Consider the following 20503-nt stretch of genomic DNA (forward strand, 5'->3'; position numbering starts at 1 on the left):
ACTAAAGTTCATTTATAGGTTCAATATTATTACTTTTAAGTCCTTTAGTCAATAAAATAATTACTATTATCAGTTTGATAGTTCGTATATTTTTCTATATAATATAAGGAAAAGTATAAACTGCCGGAAAAATATTAATGATACATAGAAAGTAGGCTTAGACAGTGAATGGCTTTGAAAAAAGAACCGAAGAGAAGAAAAAAAAGATATTAGAAGCTGCTTTTACATTGATGAATAGTGATACAGAAAAACCAAATGTAACGATGGAGGAAATTGCAAAATCCTCTAATGTTGGAAAAACAACTGTTTTCAAATATTTTGGCAGTAAAGAAAATCTTATCCATGAAGTTTTCAAGCACTTTTTAAAACAAATGGCGACATCCGCAAAGCAAATCATGGATCAGAATAAAACTTTTGAAGAGACACTAATTTCAATGAGCCAAAATAAAATTAATTTTTTTAATAAGATCAATCAGGGTTTTTATTTATCTATGATGGAATATCTTACAAGAAAAGATGATGATGGATTGTCAATAATGATGCAACAATATACCCAAGAAAGTTTTGGTATGTTATTAGATCTATTCCACCGTGGACGTAAGGAAGGAAAAATTGACTTAAAATATTCCGATGAATTTCTATTGATTTATTTCCAGGCACTTGTAGAAGGAATTTCCAGTCCTCAAGTATATGAAAAAATCATGCCCTATACAGAAGAATGGACAGAAATGTTGATTAAAGGGATTGCACCAAACAAGAAAGAATAGGAAAAGTAAGACAAAATTTTTAAATCAATTTCATAATTAAAATATTTGGTATAAAATCTGAATGTTTGTTTGCTATTCATTGCTGACGGGGCCTTTAGCAGGCACGGATTCAACTAACTAGGAAAACAAAACCTTTTTCCTAGTGTAACCAATTAATGAGCTTGTGATTTGATTGATAGACGTGCTCTTTTCACTATATTTTTTGTTATTTGCTTGTACTTTGGTTAATAGACAAACTTTATGCACTAATCATTCTTCGATTTTCTTCGAATTTCCATATTTTAAGCTCTGTTGAGCGGGAGTCACCGTTTTCAATTAAAATTAGGCTTACCTATTATCCAAATATAATATTTATGCCCCATAACTATTTGTAGATGTTGTATTAACTATTTGTAGTTGTGGTATTAGATAGAATGTTATATAGCATGGCTGAAGCAACTGTGAGCTCTTACAACAGCTCACAGTTGCTTCTTTAATTAATAGTAAACTATATCAAAACTCTCAGATATGGTATAATAGATAGTCTATGTATATCCTCCAAACCTGTAGCAATAAGCTATCACTTTCTACAAACTCTCTCACCAAATCCTAAAACAGTCGTTTAAAAAATAAATGAAGGAGGAATTTTATCGAAATGGAGAATTTTACAATTTGGTCGTTAATGATAGATATAAGTATTATTTCTGGATTACTATTAGTTGGAACCATTTTACGCGCAAAAGTGAGGTGGATTCAATCCTTATTCTTACCAGCTAGTATGATTGCAGGATTTCTAGGGCTTGCTTTCGGTCCTAGTGGATTAGGAATTCTACCTTTTTCCGAACAATTCAGCGTTTATCCGAGCTTGTTAATTGCTGTTATTTTTGCAGCAATACCTATCGGGGCTGCAAAGATACGTTTATCTGAAGTTTTTCATCGTGTACGCAATATGTTTTCATACTCGATGATTCTTACATTATCTATGTGGGGCATTGGTGTTTTATTTGCTATGCTTATTCTTAACCCCATCTTTAATGATTTGCCAAATGGATTTGGATTAATTTTAGGAGCAGGTTTCTTAGGTGGACATGGTACAGCCGCCGCCCTTGGAGAAGGCTTAATCCATGCTGGATGGGAAGAAGCGATGGATCTTGGAATGACATCAGCAACAGTCGGATTACTAGTTGCTGTTTTAGGTGGATTATTTCTTATTAAGCATAGTACAGAGAGTGGAAAGACACAGTTTATTACTAGCTTTAAAGACCTTCCATCTGAATTAAAATCGGGTTTAATGCCAAAATCAAAGAGATTCAATATGGGACAAGAAACGGTGTCCTCGAGTTCCATTGACCCACTGGTATTACATCTGGCTATTATTGCTTTTATCATTGGTATATCTTATTGGCTGACAAATACACTTTCTGATTTAATTCCAGCAATATCCATTCCATTATTTAGTGTTGCATTTATACTCGGTTTATTATTTCAAGCAATCAGTCGACGAATAAAATCAGATAAATATGTTGACGGTCGTGTGATGGAGCGTATAGGAGGTACTGCAACCGACTTTCTTGTTGCTTTTGGTATTGCTTCTATAAATATAACAGTGGTTATGGATTACGCTCTACCACTAATTCTCCTTTTTGCTTTTGGAACATTGTGGGCTTATCTGTTATTCCGCTTTGTCGGTCCAAACATATTCAAAGAATTCTGGTTAGAGAAATCAATTTTTGGTTGGGGTTGGAGTACAGGAACCGTCGCTATGGGACTTGCACTATTACGAATAGTTGACCCCGAACTTAAAAGTCGCACACCTGAAGACTATGCCCTTGCTTATGTAGGTGTGGCCCCGATTGATATTATTATTGTTACCTTTGCTCCAATTCTATTCGCGCTTGGATTCACATGGGCTATACCAGTAGTTCTTCTACTTGGTGCAGCAGCTATTATCGTCATCTACAAAGTCACAGGATTATGGGGACAAGGTAAACATGAGAACACATCAAACTAACGTATTCGACTTGTTTCTTAAGAGTACTATTTTATAAAAGAAAGATAAACCCGAATGAATAGGTTTTGAAACCCGCGTAAGAAATATACTCCGCTTTCCATGGGCGGCTGGTGAGCCTTCGGATGCTCCGCATTCCGGGGTCTCGCCTAGGCCCCTTCCCCATAGGAAGGAGTCTCCGTATATTTCTTACGCTTATTAAGCGTTATCATCCGACTTTTGGCAAAACTTATTGTTATGTCCCGTTAGCTTTGAGTTTGATAACTTTGGTTCGTAATTTTATGATTATCTACGATTAAATACGAATCGTTTATAGGATTATTATTCATGAAGCTGGTTAAAATTTCTTGCACCAACTTTTGGCAAATCCCATTCCCCTTCTACAGCTTGGCGATGACCTTCTTCATAGTTTCTCAAGAGTAATAACGCTTCCATTACATTTTGCTCTGCCGGTATCCCTGCAACTGGAAAAGAAGCCAGATTTTCTCTTATGATACTTTTACGTATTTCTGAAGGCAAAATTATTGAGCAAAGATCTTTTGTAGATGTTCATGACATCATTAGTCAAATAAAGGCTTAAGTTAAAAATTAATTTATTGTAAGGCAAGAGATTCTACGTGGGTCTCTTTTTTTATTCTTAATAAACTATCTTGTTGGTACACCACATAATTAGGCTATTCTTAAGTATACCTTTTCACAATCTCCATTTATTTTATCATTACTATCTCTTAAGGAAGATCTGCCACAATATGACCCTTATATGCGATATTGGCGCGATTTTTATTAGATAATCGCGCCCGATTGTGGCATATTATTAATATTCTATTACATAGTATATTTGTACTGTGCAGCAAAAGACTAGCTGCAAAGAATAGCTCTTGTTCAACTAAAGCACCCCAATAGTTTAAGTAATGTTTCACAAGCTGAGTCACCCTAATAATTTCTCATAACAATATAGTTGGCAATTTCACGTAAAAGAATTGAGTCTTAATCCAATTGAGTCAAGGCTTCTAATGCTAATTTATACTGTTCATGCAACCTATCTTTAGCAACCTCTGATGTCAATAAAGATGGGTACGTATTTTTTAAACTTACAATATCCTTACCAGCTGTTTTACCAAGTTTACTGTACTGCCTTTAATATCTAAAATATCATCTTTGATTTGAAATGCGAGTCCAATGTGTTTTGCAAAATTACGTAATAGCCTTACTTGTTGAGATGTAGCATCTGCTAAAATGGCTCCCGATTCAATACTGAAACGCAATAATTCTCCTGTTTTATTATTGTGGACTTAGCAATGAAATAATTCTAATTCTTTGTTGAGGGCTTATATGTTCTAAATTAGCTAATATACCAACAGCGCTGATCCGTGTTACAGGATAGCGCCCTTTTACAGAAGACTCAAATGCAGGATAAACTTTCTGAAAGTGCCGCAATTCTAATTCGACTTAATTCCAGCTCCACATAGAGGGATTACAATTACTTCATCTTTAAATTGCTTATATTTCAGGTAGCCTGCATAGTTAATAGCAGAGGTAACTTCTACATAGAATCCTTTAGATGCAAGTTTTTTACGACCTTCTGTTATTGCTTCTTCGCCGATTTTGATAATCGTACCTTCAGTTTCTCGAATTGCTTCTAATATTTCCTTCGATCTTGCTGGCGCAGCTATGGCAATCCCCTCTGCTAAAGTCCCTTCATTCCTAACCGGCTTTGCTATCATCTCTTGATTTTCAAATGCCTGGGCTAGAGGTGCGCACTTTTCAGCTTGAATTGCTACAATTTTTGGCATACGGTCAATTTTTTTCGCCTCTAAGAGCTCCTTGAAACCATAATATACACCTAATACTAATGTTCCGTTACCTACTGGAACCATCATTGTATCGGGTGCTTTCTTTAACTGCTCAAAAATTTCAAAAGCATATGTTTTTGTTCCTTCATAAAAATATGGATTATAGACATGACTCGCATAGAAAACTTGTTCTTCTTCAACAGCTAATTGGGCAGCGGTTGCCACATCTTCCCTTGTCCCTTTAATTGCTTTAATCCTTGCTCCATGCGCTGCAATTTGTGCTAGTTTTTTGGGTGAAGTATCTGCCCTTACATAGACATCACAGTCAATTCCAGCTCTTGCACTATAAGCAGCAATTGCCGTCCCTGCATTCCCACTACTATCAGCAATTATTTTCTTCACGCCTAGTTGTTTCGCCTGAGTTACTAATACTGCAGCGCCACGATCTTTAAATGAAAGAGTAGGCATCATAAATTCTGATTTAACAAATGTGTTTGGCTCTGTTTCATCTAATACAAGCAAAGGTGTTTGCCCTTCACCTAGGGTAACGGAAGGCCAGCCTTTTAAGTCTTCTCCAGCGTCCATTGAAGAGGCATATCGCCAAATCGATGGATGATCTGTCCATTTGTTTGCTGAGTCTGCTTTTGTTTTAACTAAATTCAGTAGCCCGCCACATTTACATTTCCAACGAGTTTCTTGAATCGGATACGTTTCATTACATATTGAACAACTATAATTGGTCATTTTCATCGTCTCCATATTCAATATAAGCAATTGCTTCCATTTCAATTTTAAAACCAAAATGTAAATCTTTCGTTGGTACAACCGTTCTTGCCGGCTTATGTGGGCCAAAGAATTGTTCATATACTTCATTTACTTGATTCCAAAGTGCAACATCTGAAATGTATAATGTCATACGAAGTATTTGTTCTTTTTTGGTTCCAGCTGCATTTAATATAGATTCGACATTTCTCAATGCTTGCAATGTTTCTTCTTCAATCGTTCCAAATTTCTTTTCACCTGTTTCGGGATCAATAGCGAACTGTCCTGAAACATACACATTTCCTTGATGAATTGTTGCTAAAGCATAATGACCATTTGATTTTAAATTGCCAACTTCAAATAAGCTTTTCATGTTAATCAATCTCCTTTTCATAACAATTAAATTTAAATTCCTTCTCACCTAAATGAATTTGTCCAACTTTCAAATACTGAAGTTTATTAAATAATCGGTTCATTCCAACATTCAATTCAGACGTATCTGATATAAGAAACTTGATTCCTCGTTCTTTTGCAACTTGTTCAGCGAAATGCATTAGCATCCTCGCAACACCTTCTTTACGATTTGCTTGATTTACAGCTAACCGATGAATAACAAGAAAGTCTTTAGATCTCCAATTCAGCTCATTATATTCTGGAGGGAAATCTTCATTGATTGAAATGAATCCTTTCAATTGGGCATTTTCCTCTAATACATATAATGATTCTGTAATTATGTCTTGAAGAAAATCATCTGGCAGAGGATACATTTCATCCCATTGACGATTATTGGATGACGACATTTCCACAACAATTTGCTTTACGATAACCATAATTTTAGGTAAATCCGATTCCGTTGCTACTCTGAACATTTTATATCCCTCCCCGATAGTTAGTTACTACTATAATAGTAACTAATGAATTGCAAAATGTAAACATATTCGTTAAGCTTAGATTAATGAATCTTTGGAGGAATTTATATGGAGTTAATTTATCAATTAAAAAAACTAGGTTTTAATGAATATGAATCAAAAAGCTATACAACGCTCGTACAAAATGGAACATCAACTGCTTATCAAGTTAGTAAAATTTCGGGTATTCCACGCGCACGTATTTATGACACATTAGAAAGTCTTGTTGAAAAGGGAATTGTATTAAAAGAGGAATTTGAAAAATCGATGGTTTATTCACCATTACCAGTTGAAATATTTCTGCAAAAAACACAAGAGGAATGGGAGGAAACTTATCGTACTATAGATATAGGACTTAGAGAGCTAGAGCTTAAACAACAAAATAGTACAGATAATAAAGTTTATACGATTAAAAGTCAATCCACAATTCTAAATTATTGCAAGGAACTTATTAATAAAGCAGAAAAAAAAATTGTCATTTCAATTTGGTCAGATGTGTACGAACTGTTAGAAAACGAGTTGAAACAAATTGATAATAATGTGAAAATACAAGGTATTACGTTCCATGTGGATTGTCCGTTATTGACTTTAGAAAAACACCGTATAACATCTTATACAGAATCAGCCGACAGTGATCATTGGTTTATACTCTCCATTGACTCAAAAGAAATGATTTATGGACCGTCCTTAAAAGACCGAGAAATTGCCTTTTATACAGATGATCCGATGCATATTCGCTTATTAGAGGATTATATTTGGCATGATGTATTGGTAAACAGACTTGTGAAGCAATCAGATGAAAATTTAGAACATTGGATTTCTTCCGGGAGGAGACAATTCTTTGTAGAAGATTGAAACTGAAAGAGCATCATCACCATTGAAATTCCTGCGTCTCCTTTTATGTATAGAAAATGTTAAAAAGATGGTATAAAAATACAATAATTTCCCACCATCTTTTTAAATAAGTTCATATTCACGACCTGCCCGATTGTTGAACACCTACAATAAATAAAACCGATTTAATAATTTTTTATTTCATAATAAATTCCTTGCTGCGCAGTATAAGTCTACTACGTAATATGGCCCGATAATCGAACATCAAAGTTAAACAATCGCGCCCGATTGCTGAATAACTTATTTCAATTAAAGAGTTCCTGTAGTTAAAGTATAAGAACGATAAGAAAATACGAGTATATACTTCGTCACAAATGAAAAGGTATAAGTTCGGCTATTGAACTTATACCTTTAATATAGGCAATCTTTTGTGTAACTTTGTAATTGATTAAATAGCTAAAAGTATTTTGAAAGTAATGCCACTACGACTTTTGTTGTAATTCTCTCAATAACTCTTCTATTAATGAATCAATAAGACTTTACCAAACACCCTGTATATCATGATAATTCAAGTAAAATGTAGAACGATGCAATTTAGCATGCTGTGTAAGCGAACTTACAGTTAATTGTTTAATTGAGCGGTCTTTCAACAAGTCTATCATCTTGTAGTATTTGTTCATAACGAGCAAAAAGTGTTTCACCAAATTTTTGTAGTTCAAACGAAATCATATTATCTACTTGTTCAGTGAAGTGCATACGACCACTGTTATCGACAACGTGAATAACATATACTTTAGCCATATTGTTTCGTTTAGAAATGGCAATGGCTTTTTTAATGCTAATTCAGCTTCTTTAGACCCATCTACTGCAATAAAAATTCAGTTATATTCCATGAATAACTCCCCCTAATTAATGATGTCCCGCTTTCCCAAGACCTTTTCTATTTTTAATAAATAGTCCAACTACTAAGCCAATAACTGCCACAAAAATTGTCACAATAAAGGCGTCATTGTTCCCTAAAATCATCGCTTCATTTGTAATCGAAGCTTTTAGCGAATCCGTTAATGTCTGTCCATTTTTTAATGCTACTGCAGCTAATTCTTCTCCGTGTGTTGAAGAACGTGTTGAAATCATAGTAATAATTAAACTTGTACTAATCGCACCTACAAGTTGTTGTAATGTATTGACCATTGCACTACCATGCGTAATTTCTTTTTCAGTTAAAGAGTTCATCGCATTTGTTTGCATTGGTACTTGTACAATACCTACACCTACTAAACGAATAATATAGGCAATGCAGACAAACGCATAGGATGTTGTGATTGTTAAGTTACTAAACATAATTGATGCAATAATCATTAGTGGTGATCCAATTAATAATAACGGTTTCACACCAAATCGGTCGTATAATTTACCGTTAATCGGCATTAAAAGACCCATTAAAATAGAACCTGGCATCATTAATAGTCCACTTGTTAAAGGAGACAAACCACGCACTGTTTGTAAATAAATTGGTACTGTAATCATGACTGAATACATGGCAAATACTACGGTACAAAATACAAAAATTGAAATAGTAAATTGTTTATTTAAAAAGATACCGAAGTTCAACATTGGATGTTCTAGTTTTGTTTGTCGAACGATGAACAAAACTAAACCAACAACACCAATTGCTAAGCATGTTAGGACAACTACATCATCCCATCCTCGGCTCCCAGCATTACTGAATCCATAAATTAATGTACCAAATCCAATTGCTGAAAGAATTACTGATAGTAAATCAAATGGTCCACCAGTTGGTTTTGGGTCTTTCTCAATTTTCATATAAGAAACGATGAGTACAATTAATGAAATTGGCCAAATGATATGGAAAATCACGTTCCACTCTGCTACTTCTAAAATTAAACCTGCGAAAGTTGGTCCAATTGCTGGTGCAAAGATTAATACTAAACCGAATAGCCCCATTGCTTTCCCACGTTTTTCTTCTGGGAATGCTTTAAATAAAATGTTCATCAGTAATGGCATGATGATTGACGCACCAATCGCTTGAATAGCACGTGCGATTAATAAAATTGAAAATGTTGGCGCAAATCCAGCAAGAATGGTACCAACAGTGAAAATAGCCATACAACTTAAATACAATGTTCGAATCGAAAACCTCGACATTAAAAAGGCTGATGTCGGAACTAAAATTGCAGCAATTAACATATACATTGTCGTTAACCATTGTGCGGCAGAAGTTGAGACATCAAATTCTTTCATAATAACAGGAATGACGTTACTCATGACGGTCGTGCTTAGTACCGTAAAAAAGGCACCGATCATTAGAATGACGATCCAGCTATTTCCTTTTTTCTGTGTTTGTGCAGTATCGCTCATAAAACCTCTCCTATACTTGTGGTTTAAAAAATATACACTAAGTATATTAACGTGTTTTTTTTATTAATGCAATAAAAAGAGACTGAAGATTTCGTTCAAAAAATCTCCAGTCTCTTTTATTTCATTTGTAAGTATTGAATATATTGTTGAATATTATGGTCGGAATGCTTGAATGCTTCTTGGAAGGCGACAATAATTTGTTTTTTTAACGCAGTAAAATGCTGTAATTGTTGATGATTCAATAAAATAAAATCTAAATAATTCACTAACAGCTCAAATTGTTCATTTTCTTTAGCATGTATATGCAGCCATTTTTTTAATTGCAATGTTTCATTCACAAATTCTTCGTCGTTTGAAATAAGTTGGTAATTAAAAATAATTTCTATTTTAAAAAGAGGTTGTTGGTTCATATGATTAATACAAAGATTTAATTGTTCAAAGCAATGATCAATAACCTTTTTAAGAGAAATTTCTTCAACACCTGTAAAACTGTATTTTGTTAAATTCGTTAGTAATGCTTGTAAGAATAATGTAGCGTCAGTAATAGCATGAGGAAATTGTTGCCCAAAAGCATGTTCCATGCATTGATATAACCAAACTAAAGACTTTTGGCGTCTTTGCTGAATAAAATCCATAAGTGCGGGATCTTTATCGATAACGGATTCGGTCATAATTCGACGCAATGCATTCTCTTTTTCAAACTTTTTTATTTGATAAATTAACTGCTTCGTATGTTCGATATCAGTTTCGCCTACTTGATTAAAAAAATCATAGCTAAATTGTGTAGAAAGCTGTACATCTAAATTTTTTAAAAGTACTAAAGTTAAATCGCTCTTTGATAAAAAGTATTTGTAAAAAGTCCCCTTTGAAACGTCAGCAGCTTCTAAAATATTTTGAATAGATGTATCAAGATACCCCTTTTCTTTAAATAATTGGTGTGCGCACTTGACAATATATTGCTTTTTATCTTCCATTTAATCAATTCCTTTGATTCATTTTCTCCATTCAAAAATAACATGGAACAATGGGGATGGAAAGAATAATGTTAAATTTAACTCCACAATATTGGCCCGATAATCGAACATCAAAGTGAAACAATCGCGCCCGTTAATTGAAAAGTTCACTGTTTATAAACAATGAACTTTTGATACTTGTTTTATTCATTGAGGTAGCTGTAAAGCTTACTAATTAAATCTTTGTCTACATCAACCATATAAAGAGAACTCAGCATTTCATTGAGTACTTCAACTATATTCAACGCATTCTTATAAGCAGTTTTCATCTCATTTTCTTTTAATTTTGAGGTTACTGATACATAGTCTTTATACGACTCTGTACTTATATCTTCTTCCAAATTTTTTGTACTGTTTAACCATCGTTCAACCGTATTTTCCTTTACCCTTATCAATTGTAATATATACTTTTGCACATGGGTTAAAGCCTCCAGAGAACGTGCTAACTCTCCTCTTCTCATCACGTTTACACCCATCATCCAAGCATTCACGAAGTTATTAAAAGCGAAGTTAACATTCTCATCAGTCATTCGATCTGGCCCAGCTCCACCTAAATCATCAAGTAAAGGCTTTAATTGCTCTGTAGAATCGTAAATATACATAGACTCAGTATCTGGAAACACTCCAGTAGGCTTAAAACTTTTTATGACTTCTATTTTTGATACAGGAAGAAAATGGAACTCTCCACGAATCATATTTGAAAAAATCACTACCTCTGTTCCATACTCATTGTAAAAGATCAAGTCAACTGGATAAACTTCAGAGAGCCAATGTCTTGAGCTAAAATTCTCTATCTCATCATCTTCAATGAATATATAAAACTCAACATCAGAATACTGATCTCCTTCACCTTTTGTGAAAGATCCATACATCATACACGCTGAAACCAATTCATCTTCAATACATTTCTCTCTAACAGTTTGAATAATTATATTTTGAATTAACATATCTCAATCTCCTTATCTAAATCTAATAATTTCCTTTTCAGATAAGGGATTTATCAACTACTTGACAGCAAGAGCAACACATGTATAATGCTCCTTCCATTTCTTAATCAGTATGAGTATAACATAATATACTATTGAGTTGTGATTTTCAATTCAACCTTTTTCCTTCCATCCAACAAAATACATACAAACCTGGTTTTATTTAATATAACCATTGATTATTTATACCATTAAATGGCCCGTTTGTTGTATTATCTCAAAATCCAGCTTGTTAATGCTATTGTACCAAACCTTATTTTAAAATCCACAATAAATACTAAAAAAATCCCCTATCAAAATTTGATACAAAACAAAAAATTCCCTGCCAAATTATTTTTTGGCAGGGATTTTGGCAGGGAACCATATCATTTTTAACTTAATTTCTCCATATTAGATTAGGACAAATGCCTTTATATAGGCATTCTCTTTTCAAATTAGGCTAGCTACTTACTCCCACTCAATCGTAGCAGGCGGCTTACTTGTAACGTCATACACAACGCGGTTTATATTATCTACATCATTCACAAGACGTGTAGAAATTCTTTCTAATACATCCCATGGAATACGTGCCCAATCGGAAGTCATTCCATCAATAGAAGTTACCGCACGGATACCGATTGTATGAGCATACGTACGTGCATCACCCATTACTCCAACACTTTTGATGTTTGGTAGGACTGTGAAGTATTGCCAAATATCACGATCTAGACCTGCTTTTGCAATTTCTTCACGTAGGATTGCATCTGATTCACGAACGATTTCTAAGTGTTCTTCGGTTACTTCACCAAGGATTCTAATAGCTAATCCAGGTCCTGGGAATGGCTGGCGCCAAACAATACGATCTGGTACACCTAATTGAGATCCTAATTCACGTACCTCATCTTTAAATAACGTATTTAAAGGCTCAATTAGCGTAAACTGCATATCTTCTGGTAATCCACCTACATTGTGGTGAGATTTAATTGTTTGTGCAGTGTCGGTACCACTTTCAATAACATCCGTATATAGTGTGCCTTGTGCTAGGAAGTCGATATCTTTAAGTTTCGACGCTTCATCATCAAATACATAAATAAATTCATTACCAATAATTTTACGTTTTAATTCTGGGTCGGATACACCCGCTAATTTAGATAGGAAACGATCTTTAGCATCGACTTTGATAATATTCATCTGAAAATCTTCTGCAAATACTTTCATGACATCATCTGCTTCATTTTTACGAAGAAGACCATGATCCACGAAAATACAAGTTAGCTGATCGCCGATCGCTTTATGAATCAAAGCGGCAACTACAGAAGAGTCTACTCCACCGCTTAGTGCGCATAGTACTTTACGATCGCCAACTGTTTCTTGGATTTTCTCTACTTCCATATCAATAAAGTTCTCAATTGACCAATCTCCAGCACATCCACATACATCGAATACAAAGCGATTTAATAAATCATTTCCATATTCAGTGTGACGAACTTCCGGATGGAATTGAACACCGTACAAGTTCTTTTCTACATTACTAATTGCTGCAATCGGTGTGGAAGGGCTTGTTGCATCAATGTTGAAAGATGGTGGTGCTGCAGTGACTTTGTCTCCATGACTCATCCAAACAGTCTGTCCTTTTGGAGTATCTTTAAATAATACAGGCTCTCCATCAAGTTCAATCAATGCTTTCCCATATTCACGGTTTTTAGAGCGCTCAACCTTACCGTCATAATGAAGTGACATTAACTGCATCCCGTAGCAAATTCCTAATACAGGAATTCCTAATTCAAAAATACGTTCGTCGCAGCGGAAACTATTTTCATCATAAACACTATGAGGACCACCAGAAAGAATAATTCCTTTTGGATTCATTTCTTTGATTTCTTCAGCGGTTAATTTATGAGAATGAAGTTCACTATAAACGCCAAATTCTCTAATTCGACGTGTGATTAATTGATTGTATTGACTTCCAAAATCAAGTACAAGTACTAACTCATTATTTTCCATAATCGCTCTCCTATCTATACTTACTATAGGCTTCTCTCTTATATTATTAGTTTGTTTTTCGTTTACATACCGTATACCTTAAGGCTATCATACGTCCATATCTATTCGAAATAAAAATATAATATAAAAAACATTCACCTATGAAAAAAACCTGGAAAACTGCCCTCCAATTAGCTACATAGACATAGCTATCTAAAAAGACAGAAATCCAGGTATCTTAACCGTACCTGCTTCTGCCTTCATAGTCAGGTCATTTACGGTGACCCGGTAGATACTTTCGAACCATATTATCGAGGATATACGAAAGGCATTGGATAAAATTCGATATAATAATATAGAAACCGACTTTTATCACTTATATTTTCACATGTCCTTATTCTACTAAGCAGGCTCGCACTGGTCAACCCATTATACGGTTAATTAAATTTTTCCATAATTGAGTTAGTTCTTGTATTCGCAACGAATTGTTGCCTCTATAGATTGTTCGTTCATAATGTCTCGTAAGTTCTCCCATATCTTGGGAAGATAAATTAAAGTCTACTTCCTTTGCAAATTCTCTGAGCGTTTGATCTGGATGTCTTTGGTACCCTTGCTTTTTGAGTAACGTAATTAAATACAAATATGCATCTTGGAAAGAAGCCGTGTCTTGTTGTTTTTCTAGTTTAGCTTGAATTATTCTCACTTTTACATGATGACGTCTTTTAAACAGAACAATAGCAATGATGAGAACGAGTACTGCTATACCAATCCAAATATACCAAGAATTAATGGTTAAACCATCATCATTTGTAGAACTACCAGTAGCTAGCGTATCCTCTTCCTCTTCAGGTTCTTCAGATTCTGACTCTGGTGGCTCCTGCGTATTATTTTCTGGAGCTTCTAAATAATCTTGTTCATTTTCATTGTTCTCTTCTAACTCTACATGAAAATCAGATAAGTTTGTAAAACCTTGTGTAGGTTCGAATGGAATCCAACCTGTTTCTGGAAAATATACTTCCACCCATGAATGGGCATTGGAATTTTTTACTTCATAGATTCTCTTATCATCATCTAACGTGTCCATAATCTCACCACTAGTGAACCCTTTTACCCATCGAGCTGGTATATCAAGTGATCGCAATAGGACTACCATAGAAGTAGAAAAATTATCACAATAGCCAACCTTCGTATCAAACAAAAATTGATCAACATAATCTTCCCCATCTCCAGGAACCGGGATATCGGTTGTTTGATATTGATAATCGTTAGAACTAAAGTATCTTTCGATTGCTTTTGCCTTATCATAACGTGTTTCTTGACTTCCCGTAATTTCTTCAGCTAATTCTCCGACTCGTTCAGGAAGTTCATCTGGAAGTTGAGTGAATCTCTCTTGAATCGCTTCACCATCATCACCGTCATCTTCTTTCAATACATCTATGTCATAAGAAGGATGATTATATTGAATTTGATATTGATCAGGTTCTATATCTTCGCCATTTTCTTTCATGAATACAGCTTCCATACTAACATCGTGAAAAATTTCATAATCATTCTCTGCAGTTACTTGATTTGCACCGTAAGGATAAACAAGTTTCGGGAGCGACTCCCCACCAACAAATTCGATTTCTGCTTCCAAATCTTCAAGTTCGACATTATTTGAAAAAGTAGCAAATGGGATCATACCATTAGGTGATTCCATCTCCGTACTATCTAGTGAAGTTTCCCAACCTTTCCCAGTATAGAGATCCTTCGTCTCTATACGCCAATAATGATCTTCTTCTGAAGTCGCTTCAAATACTGGTGTATCATCTTGAATAAAGGATCCACCTAGTTGTGAATCATTTTCCCCATAACCAACCTTTTGAACTGGACCACTACCATACCCTGCATTTTCTGCAGCACTTTGAATGAACGGTACAGGATCTGGCCATTGAGGATCTAATTTAGGTGCTGCATATCCTATCATCGAAGAAAACAAAACAAGCCCCATTAATGGCATAAGCCAATAAACTACACTATTCTTTATTGTAATTCGAACAGATCCTTTATCAATTTCCTTACCTAAATTGGCAATTCCTAAAGCAACAAAAGAAATAATAAATGTACGAACCACGGAGAATGCACCATCATAAACGGTAAATGTATCAATAATCGTTACGTAGAAAAATGTTAATAATATAAATAAGAAAATATGCTTCATTTGTACAAACCAGTAATGCAAAAGGTAACTCATTAACCATATTAAGATCAAAAATAGCAAACTACGGAACATTGGCGTCAAGAAATACCATTCCTGAGAGAAGAGAATATTTATATTATAAAATAATTCCTCTACCGCATTTGTTATCCATTGCAATTCAACCAGGCTAACGTCAAAATATAATCCATTTAAAATGAACATTAATGCGAAGCCTTTTAATAAGAGAGTTAACCACCACTTCATCTCAAACAGAGACAGGAAAAAACAATAAGTCGCAAACATTACAAACACACCAACTGTTGTATCTGTAATATCACCAAGCGGATATAGCCATTCTAAAAACAAGAAGAATCCACTGATATACAGCAATATCGTCGTTATTTGGTTGGATTTTTCTCCTTTAAGCTTCATCTAAAATTCACCTCGATAGGACTCTCAAGCAAGTGCTGGTCAGATAACATTTGTACATGAATATTCGCAAGTCTCATCTTCTGAATAATACGATGTTCTTCTTCAGTAATGAGTGATTTTGCCTGAATAAAAAATACTGCCAGGTATTTTCTCCCGACTTTAGCTTCTAGCATTATTTGCATTAAAAAATCATCTAAATGGGTAACAATTATAAAAATACTTTCCGATTTTCTATTTCTTTTTAATTCTTCACGTAGACGAACAGAAAATGGTTGTGTGCCACTAGGTTTAGCATGTATGAAATAGCGATTCATCGGAGAATGATTACTTCTTCCGTATTTGGATGAAAAAAAGTGTGACTCTTGTCCGATAGAAAGAAAATTGGCCTGATGATCCTTTTTTTGAAATTCCATTAATAATGAGGAGCTAATTTCAATAGATGCTTCATACGCTAATCGGTTCATATGATTACTATTACAACTATCAAGTACCACTAGAATTTCGGTACTTTTTTCTTGTTCAAATTCCTTTGTCATTACATCTTGTTTTCGTGCAGTTTGTTTCCAATCAATCCATGACACACGGTCGCCAGGAGCATATTCTCGAACACCAGTGGCAATATTTGTATTGGATTGATTCACTACAGTAGAAGCAACTGCTCCTTGATCATAACTCGTTATACGATCTTTTATTTTTAAATCATGAAGATACGGAAACACAACGAGCTTATTTTCCACAGGTATCATTACTTGTTTTTTTATTAAACCAAAAATATCACCTGTACGTAACGTAACTGCTCGTAACTGATGCTCGCCTCTAGGAACTTGTTGGATTGCATAGGTAAATGATATCCGTTTTCTAAATAGAGGGAATACAATTCGATTTAATGTTCGATTCCCTTTTAATACTTCTGGATTGGCAAAAGAACGATACTTTTCCTTTTTTACATCTCTTAGCATTAGTGAATCCGGCATTTGTTCTTTTATAGAACAATAGAATAAAGGAAATGATGACTTTCGTTTCATATGAATCGTTACATATATCTCATCACCAGCTTGAACCACCGATCTCGGAATTTCACGTGTTATCTCCCATTTTTTAAACGGATAAAGAGATAAAAGTACCTGGTATAGAAAAATTGGAAGAAAGCTATAAAATAAAAACCAACTTACAAATCCACCTTGAAACATCGCATAGCTAAATAATATAGCCATTAATAAAACTAGCCATATGATATTCCAAGTAGCTTTTATCTTCCCTTTCATTCTGCTGTATCCTTCCTTATTGGAACATGCGTAGATTTAATAATAGATGCAATTGCATCTTCACTAGTAATTCCCTCATATCTTGCCTCGGATGTAAGTATAATACGATGAGATAATACGAATGGAGCAAGATACTTCACATCATCAGGAATAACATAGTCACGATCGGAAATATAGGCATAAGCCATAGCAGCCTTCATCAAAGCAATGGAGCCACGCGGGCTTACTCCTAAATATATGGAACTATTTTCTCTTGTTCTTGTTACAAGATTAATAATATATTGTTTCACTGAATGATCGATGTAAACTTGTTTTACTTCTTCTTGTGCCTGCAACACTTCTGCCTGTGACATAACAGCTTCGATTGCCTCGATTGGATGTGTAGAAGAAGTACGATGCAGCATTTCTAACTCCTCCCCAAAAGTTGGATATCCCATCTTCAACTTTAATAAGAAACGGTCCAACTGTGCTTCAGGCAATGGATATGTACCTTCGTATTCAATAGGATTTTGTGTTGCCATTACAAAAAATGGTTTCTGTAACTGCTTCGTAGTCCCATCCACAGTGACACTTTTTTCTTCCATAGCTTCTAACAAAGCAGATTGTGTTTTTGGTGAAGTCCGATTAATTTCATCTGCTAAGATAATGTTTCCAAATATCGGACCACTTCTAAATTCGAATTTTAGTTCTTTTGGATTATATATCGATACTCCAGTCACGTCGGAAGGTAGTAAATCTGGAGTAAATTGGATACGTGTAAAGTCACAATTTACAGATTTCGCCAAAGTTCGTACTAGCATTGTTTTTCCAACTCCTGGAACATCTTCTAGCAATACATGGCCGTCTGTTAAAAGAGCAACTAGACTTAAACTAGCTACCTCTTCTTTACCGATGATTACTTTATTTATATTTTCGATAACACGTTCTATTTTTTCATTATAAATCTTTGTTTGTTGAATCATATTCATCCCCCTTCGCCTCTCTTACCATTATCCTACTATAACTATACTAGAAAAGTACATGAAATCAAACGCAATAGTTTGATAATTTAAAATCTAGTGTTAACATAATTCCAATTTTCTATACTAAATTAACTAGATATTTTACTAGATTGAATTCATGAGGACTTGCTTAGAAGAATAGTGATCGCGCCACCTGTTTCTTAAAGGAAAAAGTTGGAGAAAATCCAAATGAATAGGTTTTGAAAACCCGCTTCAGAAATATACTCCGCTTATCCAGAGGCAGCTGGTGAGCCTCACTCCCACAGGACAAGGAAGTCCTCGACAGCATTGCATCGCACGCAGAAAATCGATTTTTGATTTTCAAGGAGTCTCCGTATATTTCTGAAGCTTATTCTAGCTATTATCCGTCTTTTGACCAATACTTTTAGTTATTTTCCCAAACGCTTTATTTTGCTCTCTAAGATAATTGAATCACAGTGAGGTAATGAATCGATGAAGAGTTTACCCAAAGGCATAAGGGCGATAAAGTCTCCTACTTCTCGAGTAAATATACTATGTGATTTGTCTATGAACGATAACCTTCCCAATAAAAAAACGTAATGCAGAATTCTGCATTACGTTTTTACTATTTAATACGTTAATGGACCATTTGGACCTAGCGGTAATCCAAGTAGCATCCAAATTATTAACATGATTGACCAACCAACAAGGAAGAATATGGAATATGGTAACATTGTAGATATTAACGTACCAATTCCCATCTTCTTATCGTATTTTTGAGCAAATGCAATGATGATTGCAAAATAAGTCATTAACGGCGATATGATATTCGTCGATGAATCAGCAATACGATAAGCCATCTGTGTTAACTCCGGAGAATAACCTAATTGCATCATAATTGGTACAAATACCGGTGCCATCATAGCCCATTTCGCAGATGCACTTCCTACAAATAAATTGATAAATGCTGTAATCAAGACAAACATCAAGATAAGAGCGAATCCTTTTAAGTTAATACTATCTAGGAACTCAGCACCGTAAACACCTAAAATTAATCCCATATTCGATTCATTGAAATAAGCTACAAACTGACCAGCAGTAAATGCAAGTACAATAAACATCCCCATAGACGCCATTGTATCTGTCATTTGACTAGCTACATCTTTATCATTTCGAATTGACTTCGTAACAATACCATAAGTCAAACCAGGAATTAAGAATAATAATGCAATAATTGGAACTAATGAACTCATGAATGGAGATTGAATGATTGCATCCATTCCAGGTCCATCGCCACGAAGTGGAGCATTTTCTGGAAGTACTAATAATAGCGCAAGTACACCAGCAACTACAAATGAGATTCCAGACCAAATAAGTCCTTTCTTCTCTACACTAGTAATACCTTCTAAATCTTCTTTTTGATCACCTTTATATGAACCAAGGCGAGGCTCTACTATTTTTTCTGTTACCCAAGCACCTATAAATGTTAATACTATAACAGAAGCTGCAATAAACCACCAGTTCATCGCGATGTTCATTTGCTCTGCATACGCAGGGTCTATTATCGCTGCCCCAGCAATGGTTAATTCACCTAACATTGCATCGGTACCAGATAATGCAAAGTTTGCACTAAATCCACCAGATACACCTGCAAACGCTGCTGCTAAACCAGCTAATGGATGGCGACCAAGCGCAGCGAAGATCAATGCACCAAGCGGCGGTAATACAACATAACCTGCATCAGATGCTACACTAGACATAATACCTGCAAATACTAAACCTAGTGTTACAAACCGTCCTGGTATAGCTAATACAAATCCACGAAGCATTGCACTGATTAAGCCTGCTCGTTCAGCCACTCCGATACCTAGCATCGTCACAAGAACAACCCCAAGTGGAGCAAATCCAATAAAGTTATCTGTCATGCTTTCAAAAATATATTTAATTCCTTCAGCATTAAGTAAATTGTTTATCTCAACAACTTCTCCTTCTTGTCCTGGATGTTCCACACTTATATCAAGTGGCTGCAATGCAGCAGAAAGAAGAAGAACAATTAAAGCTAATATTGCAAATAATGTAACAGGGTGAGGTAATTTATTCCCTACGAACTCGATCATATCGAGAAATCGTTGAAAAAACCCTTTTCTTTCTTTTGCCATGATGTTGCCCCTTCCTTGTTAGTAAATCGATAATATTCTGACAATAAAGCCTGAGTTTAGACATGTTTTTCATTATACATTCGAACAGATAATAATGAAACCTATTATATAAAAG

At 34.8% G+C, this 20503-nt stretch carries 17 protein-coding genes, 1 pseudogene and 1 riboswitch; of the genes and pseudogenes, 4 read left to right on the plus strand and 14 right to left on the minus strand.

Annotation, left to right across the window (positions count from 1 at the left end):
* Nucleotides 1–164 precede the first annotated feature (164 nt).
* Together AQ616_RS17130 and AQ616_RS17135 are read left to right on the plus strand one after the other, a co-directional pair.
* Nucleotides 165–767, plus strand: coding sequence for a TetR/AcrR family transcriptional regulator (locus AQ616_RS17130; protein WP_069686379.1), 603 nt, complete (start codon nucleotides 165–167; stop codon nucleotides 765–767).
* Nucleotides 768–1401: 634 nt separating this feature from the next.
* Nucleotides 1402–2757, plus strand: a complete 1356-nt coding sequence (locus AQ616_RS17135; RefSeq protein WP_069686380.1) for a sodium/glutamate symporter — start codon at nucleotides 1402–1404, stop codon at nucleotides 2755–2757.
* A gap of 321 nt (nucleotides 2758–3078) precedes the next feature.
* Here the strand turns inward: AQ616_RS17135 and AQ616_RS19975 are convergent.
* Nucleotides 3079–3204, minus strand: a pseudogene (locus AQ616_RS19975) (NAD-dependent formate dehydrogenase); the annotation flags it as partial.
* Between the two features lie 40 nt (nucleotides 3205–3244).
* On the opposite strand from AQ616_RS19975, the gene AQ616_RS19980 reads away from it, so the two are divergent.
* A complete protein-coding gene (locus AQ616_RS19980; protein WP_084822502.1) occupies nucleotides 3245–3334 on the plus strand; it encodes a hypothetical protein in 90 nt (29 codons plus the stop codon).
* A 511-nt stretch (nucleotides 3335–3845) separates the two neighbouring features.
* Here AQ616_RS19980 and AQ616_RS19985 read toward each other — a convergent pair.
* The 4 genes from AQ616_RS19985 to AQ616_RS17155 form a co-directional block, all read right to left on the minus strand.
* Nucleotides 3846–4019, minus strand: a complete 174-nt coding sequence (locus AQ616_RS19985) for a polyprenyl synthetase family protein (RefSeq protein WP_084822503.1) — start codon at nucleotides 4017–4019, stop codon at nucleotides 3846–3848.
* Nucleotides 4020–4193: 174 nt separating this feature from the next.
* Nucleotides 4194–5291, minus strand: a complete 1098-nt coding sequence (locus tag AQ616_RS17145; RefSeq protein WP_069686382.1) for a threonine synthase — start codon at nucleotides 5289–5291, stop codon at nucleotides 4194–4196.
* Nucleotides 5278–5682 carry a RidA family protein gene (locus AQ616_RS17150; protein WP_069686383.1) on the minus strand — a complete coding sequence of 135 codons (405 nt, stop codon included), beginning with the start codon at nucleotides 5680–5682 and terminating at the stop codon, nucleotides 5278–5280. Before AQ616_RS17150 ends, AQ616_RS17145 begins: the two co-directional genes overlap by 14 nt.
* A 1-nt stretch (nucleotide 5683) precedes the next feature.
* A complete protein-coding gene (locus tag AQ616_RS17155) occupies nucleotides 5684–6178 on the minus strand; it encodes a GNAT family N-acetyltransferase (protein ID WP_069686384.1) in 495 nt (164 codons plus the stop codon).
* Between the two features lie 108 nt (nucleotides 6179–6286).
* Between AQ616_RS17155 and AQ616_RS17160 the strand changes: the two genes are divergently transcribed.
* Nucleotides 6287–7072: a TrmB family transcriptional regulator gene (locus AQ616_RS17160; RefSeq protein ID WP_069686385.1), complete on the plus strand. Its 786-nt coding sequence runs from the start codon at nucleotides 6287–6289 to the stop codon at nucleotides 7070–7072.
* A 609-nt stretch (nucleotides 7073–7681) separates the two neighbouring features.
* Here AQ616_RS17160 and AQ616_RS19690 read toward each other — a convergent pair.
* The 9 genes from AQ616_RS19690 to AQ616_RS17200 all read right to left on the minus strand — a co-directional run bounded on the left by AQ616_RS19690 (nucleotide 7682) and on the right by AQ616_RS17200 (nucleotide 20388).
* Nucleotides 7682–7852, minus strand: a complete 171-nt coding sequence (locus tag AQ616_RS19690; protein ID WP_168156658.1) for a hypothetical protein — start codon at nucleotides 7850–7852, stop codon at nucleotides 7682–7684.
* A 108-nt stretch (nucleotides 7853–7960) separates the two neighbouring features.
* Nucleotides 7961–9430, minus strand: coding sequence for a DHA2 family efflux MFS transporter permease subunit (locus tag AQ616_RS17165; RefSeq protein ID WP_069686386.1), 1470 nt, complete (start codon nucleotides 9428–9430; stop codon nucleotides 7961–7963).
* Between the two features lie 116 nt (nucleotides 9431–9546).
* Nucleotides 9547–10404, minus strand: a complete 858-nt coding sequence (locus AQ616_RS17170) for a TetR/AcrR family transcriptional regulator (RefSeq protein ID WP_069686387.1) — start codon at nucleotides 10402–10404, stop codon at nucleotides 9547–9549.
* A gap of 182 nt (nucleotides 10405–10586) precedes the next feature.
* Entirely contained in the window at nucleotides 10587–11390 is an 804-nt protein-coding gene (locus tag AQ616_RS17175; protein ID WP_069686388.1) for a nucleotidyltransferase, read from the minus strand.
* A gap of 486 nt (nucleotides 11391–11876) precedes the next feature.
* Nucleotides 11877–13412, minus strand: coding sequence for a glutamine-hydrolyzing GMP synthase (gene guaA / locus AQ616_RS17180; protein WP_017795840.1), 1536 nt, complete (start codon nucleotides 13410–13412; stop codon nucleotides 11877–11879).
* Nucleotides 13413–13634: 222 nt separating this feature from the next.
* A riboswitch (purine riboswitch) is annotated at nucleotides 13635–13736 on the minus strand.
* A gap of 76 nt (nucleotides 13737–13812) precedes the next feature.
* On the minus strand, nucleotides 13813–16002 hold the full coding sequence (locus AQ616_RS17185; protein ID WP_069686389.1) for a DUF4129 domain-containing transglutaminase family protein: 2190 nt from the start codon (nucleotides 16000–16002) through the stop codon (nucleotides 13813–13815).
* Nucleotides 15999–17267 (minus strand): DUF58 domain-containing protein, encoded by a 1269-nt coding sequence (locus tag AQ616_RS17190; protein ID WP_069686390.1) that lies wholly within the window; start codon nucleotides 17265–17267, stop codon nucleotides 15999–16001. Before AQ616_RS17190 ends, AQ616_RS17185 begins: the two co-directional genes overlap by 4 nt.
* Nucleotides 17264–18229, minus strand: a complete 966-nt coding sequence (locus tag AQ616_RS17195) for an AAA family ATPase (protein ID WP_017795837.1) — start codon at nucleotides 18227–18229, stop codon at nucleotides 17264–17266. Before AQ616_RS17195 ends, AQ616_RS17190 begins: the two co-directional genes overlap by 4 nt.
* Nucleotides 18230–18858: 629 nt before the next feature.
* Nucleotides 18859–20388 carry an AbgT family transporter gene (locus AQ616_RS17200; RefSeq protein WP_069686391.1) on the minus strand — a complete coding sequence of 510 codons (1530 nt, stop codon included), beginning with the start codon at nucleotides 20386–20388 and terminating at the stop codon, nucleotides 18859–18861.
* Nucleotides 20389–20503: the final 115 nt, after the last annotated feature.

This window comes from Oceanobacillus sp. E9 (assembly GCF_001741975.1).
In the GTDB taxonomy this organism is placed as follows: Bacteria; Bacillota; Bacilli; order Bacillales; family Amphibacillaceae; genus Oceanobacillus; species Oceanobacillus kimchii.

Excerpts from the sequence above, each read along its gene's own strand:
- AQ616_RS17135 (WP_069686380.1), top strand. The coding sequence starts at position 1,402 with ATGGAGAATTTTACAATTTGGTCGTTAATGATAGATATAAGTATTATT.
- AQ616_RS19980 (WP_084822502.1), top strand. The coding sequence starts at position 3,245 with ATGATACTTTTACGTATTTCTGAAGGCAAAATTATTGAGCAAAGATCT.
- AQ616_RS17145 (WP_069686382.1), bottom strand. The coding sequence starts at position 5,291 with ATGACCAATTATAGTTGTTCAATATGTAATGAAACGTATCCGATTCAA.
- AQ616_RS17150 (WP_069686383.1), bottom strand. The coding sequence starts at position 5,682 with ATGAAAAGCTTATTTGAAGTTGGCAATTTAAAATCAAATGGTCATTAT.
- AQ616_RS17155 (WP_069686384.1), bottom strand. The coding sequence starts at position 6,178 with ATGTTCAGAGTAGCAACGGAATCGGATTTACCTAAAATTATGGTTATC.
- AQ616_RS17160 (WP_069686385.1), top strand. The coding sequence starts at position 6,287 with ATGGAGTTAATTTATCAATTAAAAAAACTAGGTTTTAATGAATATGAA.
- AQ616_RS19690 (WP_168156658.1), bottom strand. The coding sequence starts at position 7,852 with ATGGCTAAAGTATATGTTATTCACGTTGTCGATAACAGTGGTCGTATG.
- AQ616_RS17165 (WP_069686386.1), bottom strand. The coding sequence starts at position 9,430 with ATGAGCGATACTGCACAAACACAGAAAAAAGGAAATAGCTGGATCGTC.
- AQ616_RS17170 (WP_069686387.1), bottom strand. The coding sequence starts at position 10,404 with ATGGAAGATAAAAAGCAATATATTGTCAAGTGCGCACACCAATTATTT.
- AQ616_RS17175 (WP_069686388.1), bottom strand. The coding sequence starts at position 11,390 with ATGTTAATTCAAAATATAATTATTCAAACTGTTAGAGAGAAATGTATT.
- guaA (WP_017795840.1), bottom strand. The coding sequence starts at position 13,412 with ATGGAAAATAATGAGTTAGTACTTGTACTTGATTTTGGAAGTCAATAC.
- AQ616_RS17185 (WP_069686389.1), bottom strand. The coding sequence starts at position 16,002 with ATGAAGCTTAAAGGAGAAAAATCCAACCAAATAACGACGATATTGCTG.
- AQ616_RS17190 (WP_069686390.1), bottom strand. The coding sequence starts at position 17,267 with ATGAAAGGGAAGATAAAAGCTACTTGGAATATCATATGGCTAGTTTTA.
- AQ616_RS17195 (WP_017795837.1), bottom strand. The coding sequence starts at position 18,229 with ATGATTCAACAAACAAAGATTTATAATGAAAAAATAGAACGTGTTATC.
- AQ616_RS17200 (WP_069686391.1), bottom strand. The coding sequence starts at position 20,388 with ATGGCAAAAGAAAGAAAAGGGTTTTTTCAACGATTTCTCGATATGATC.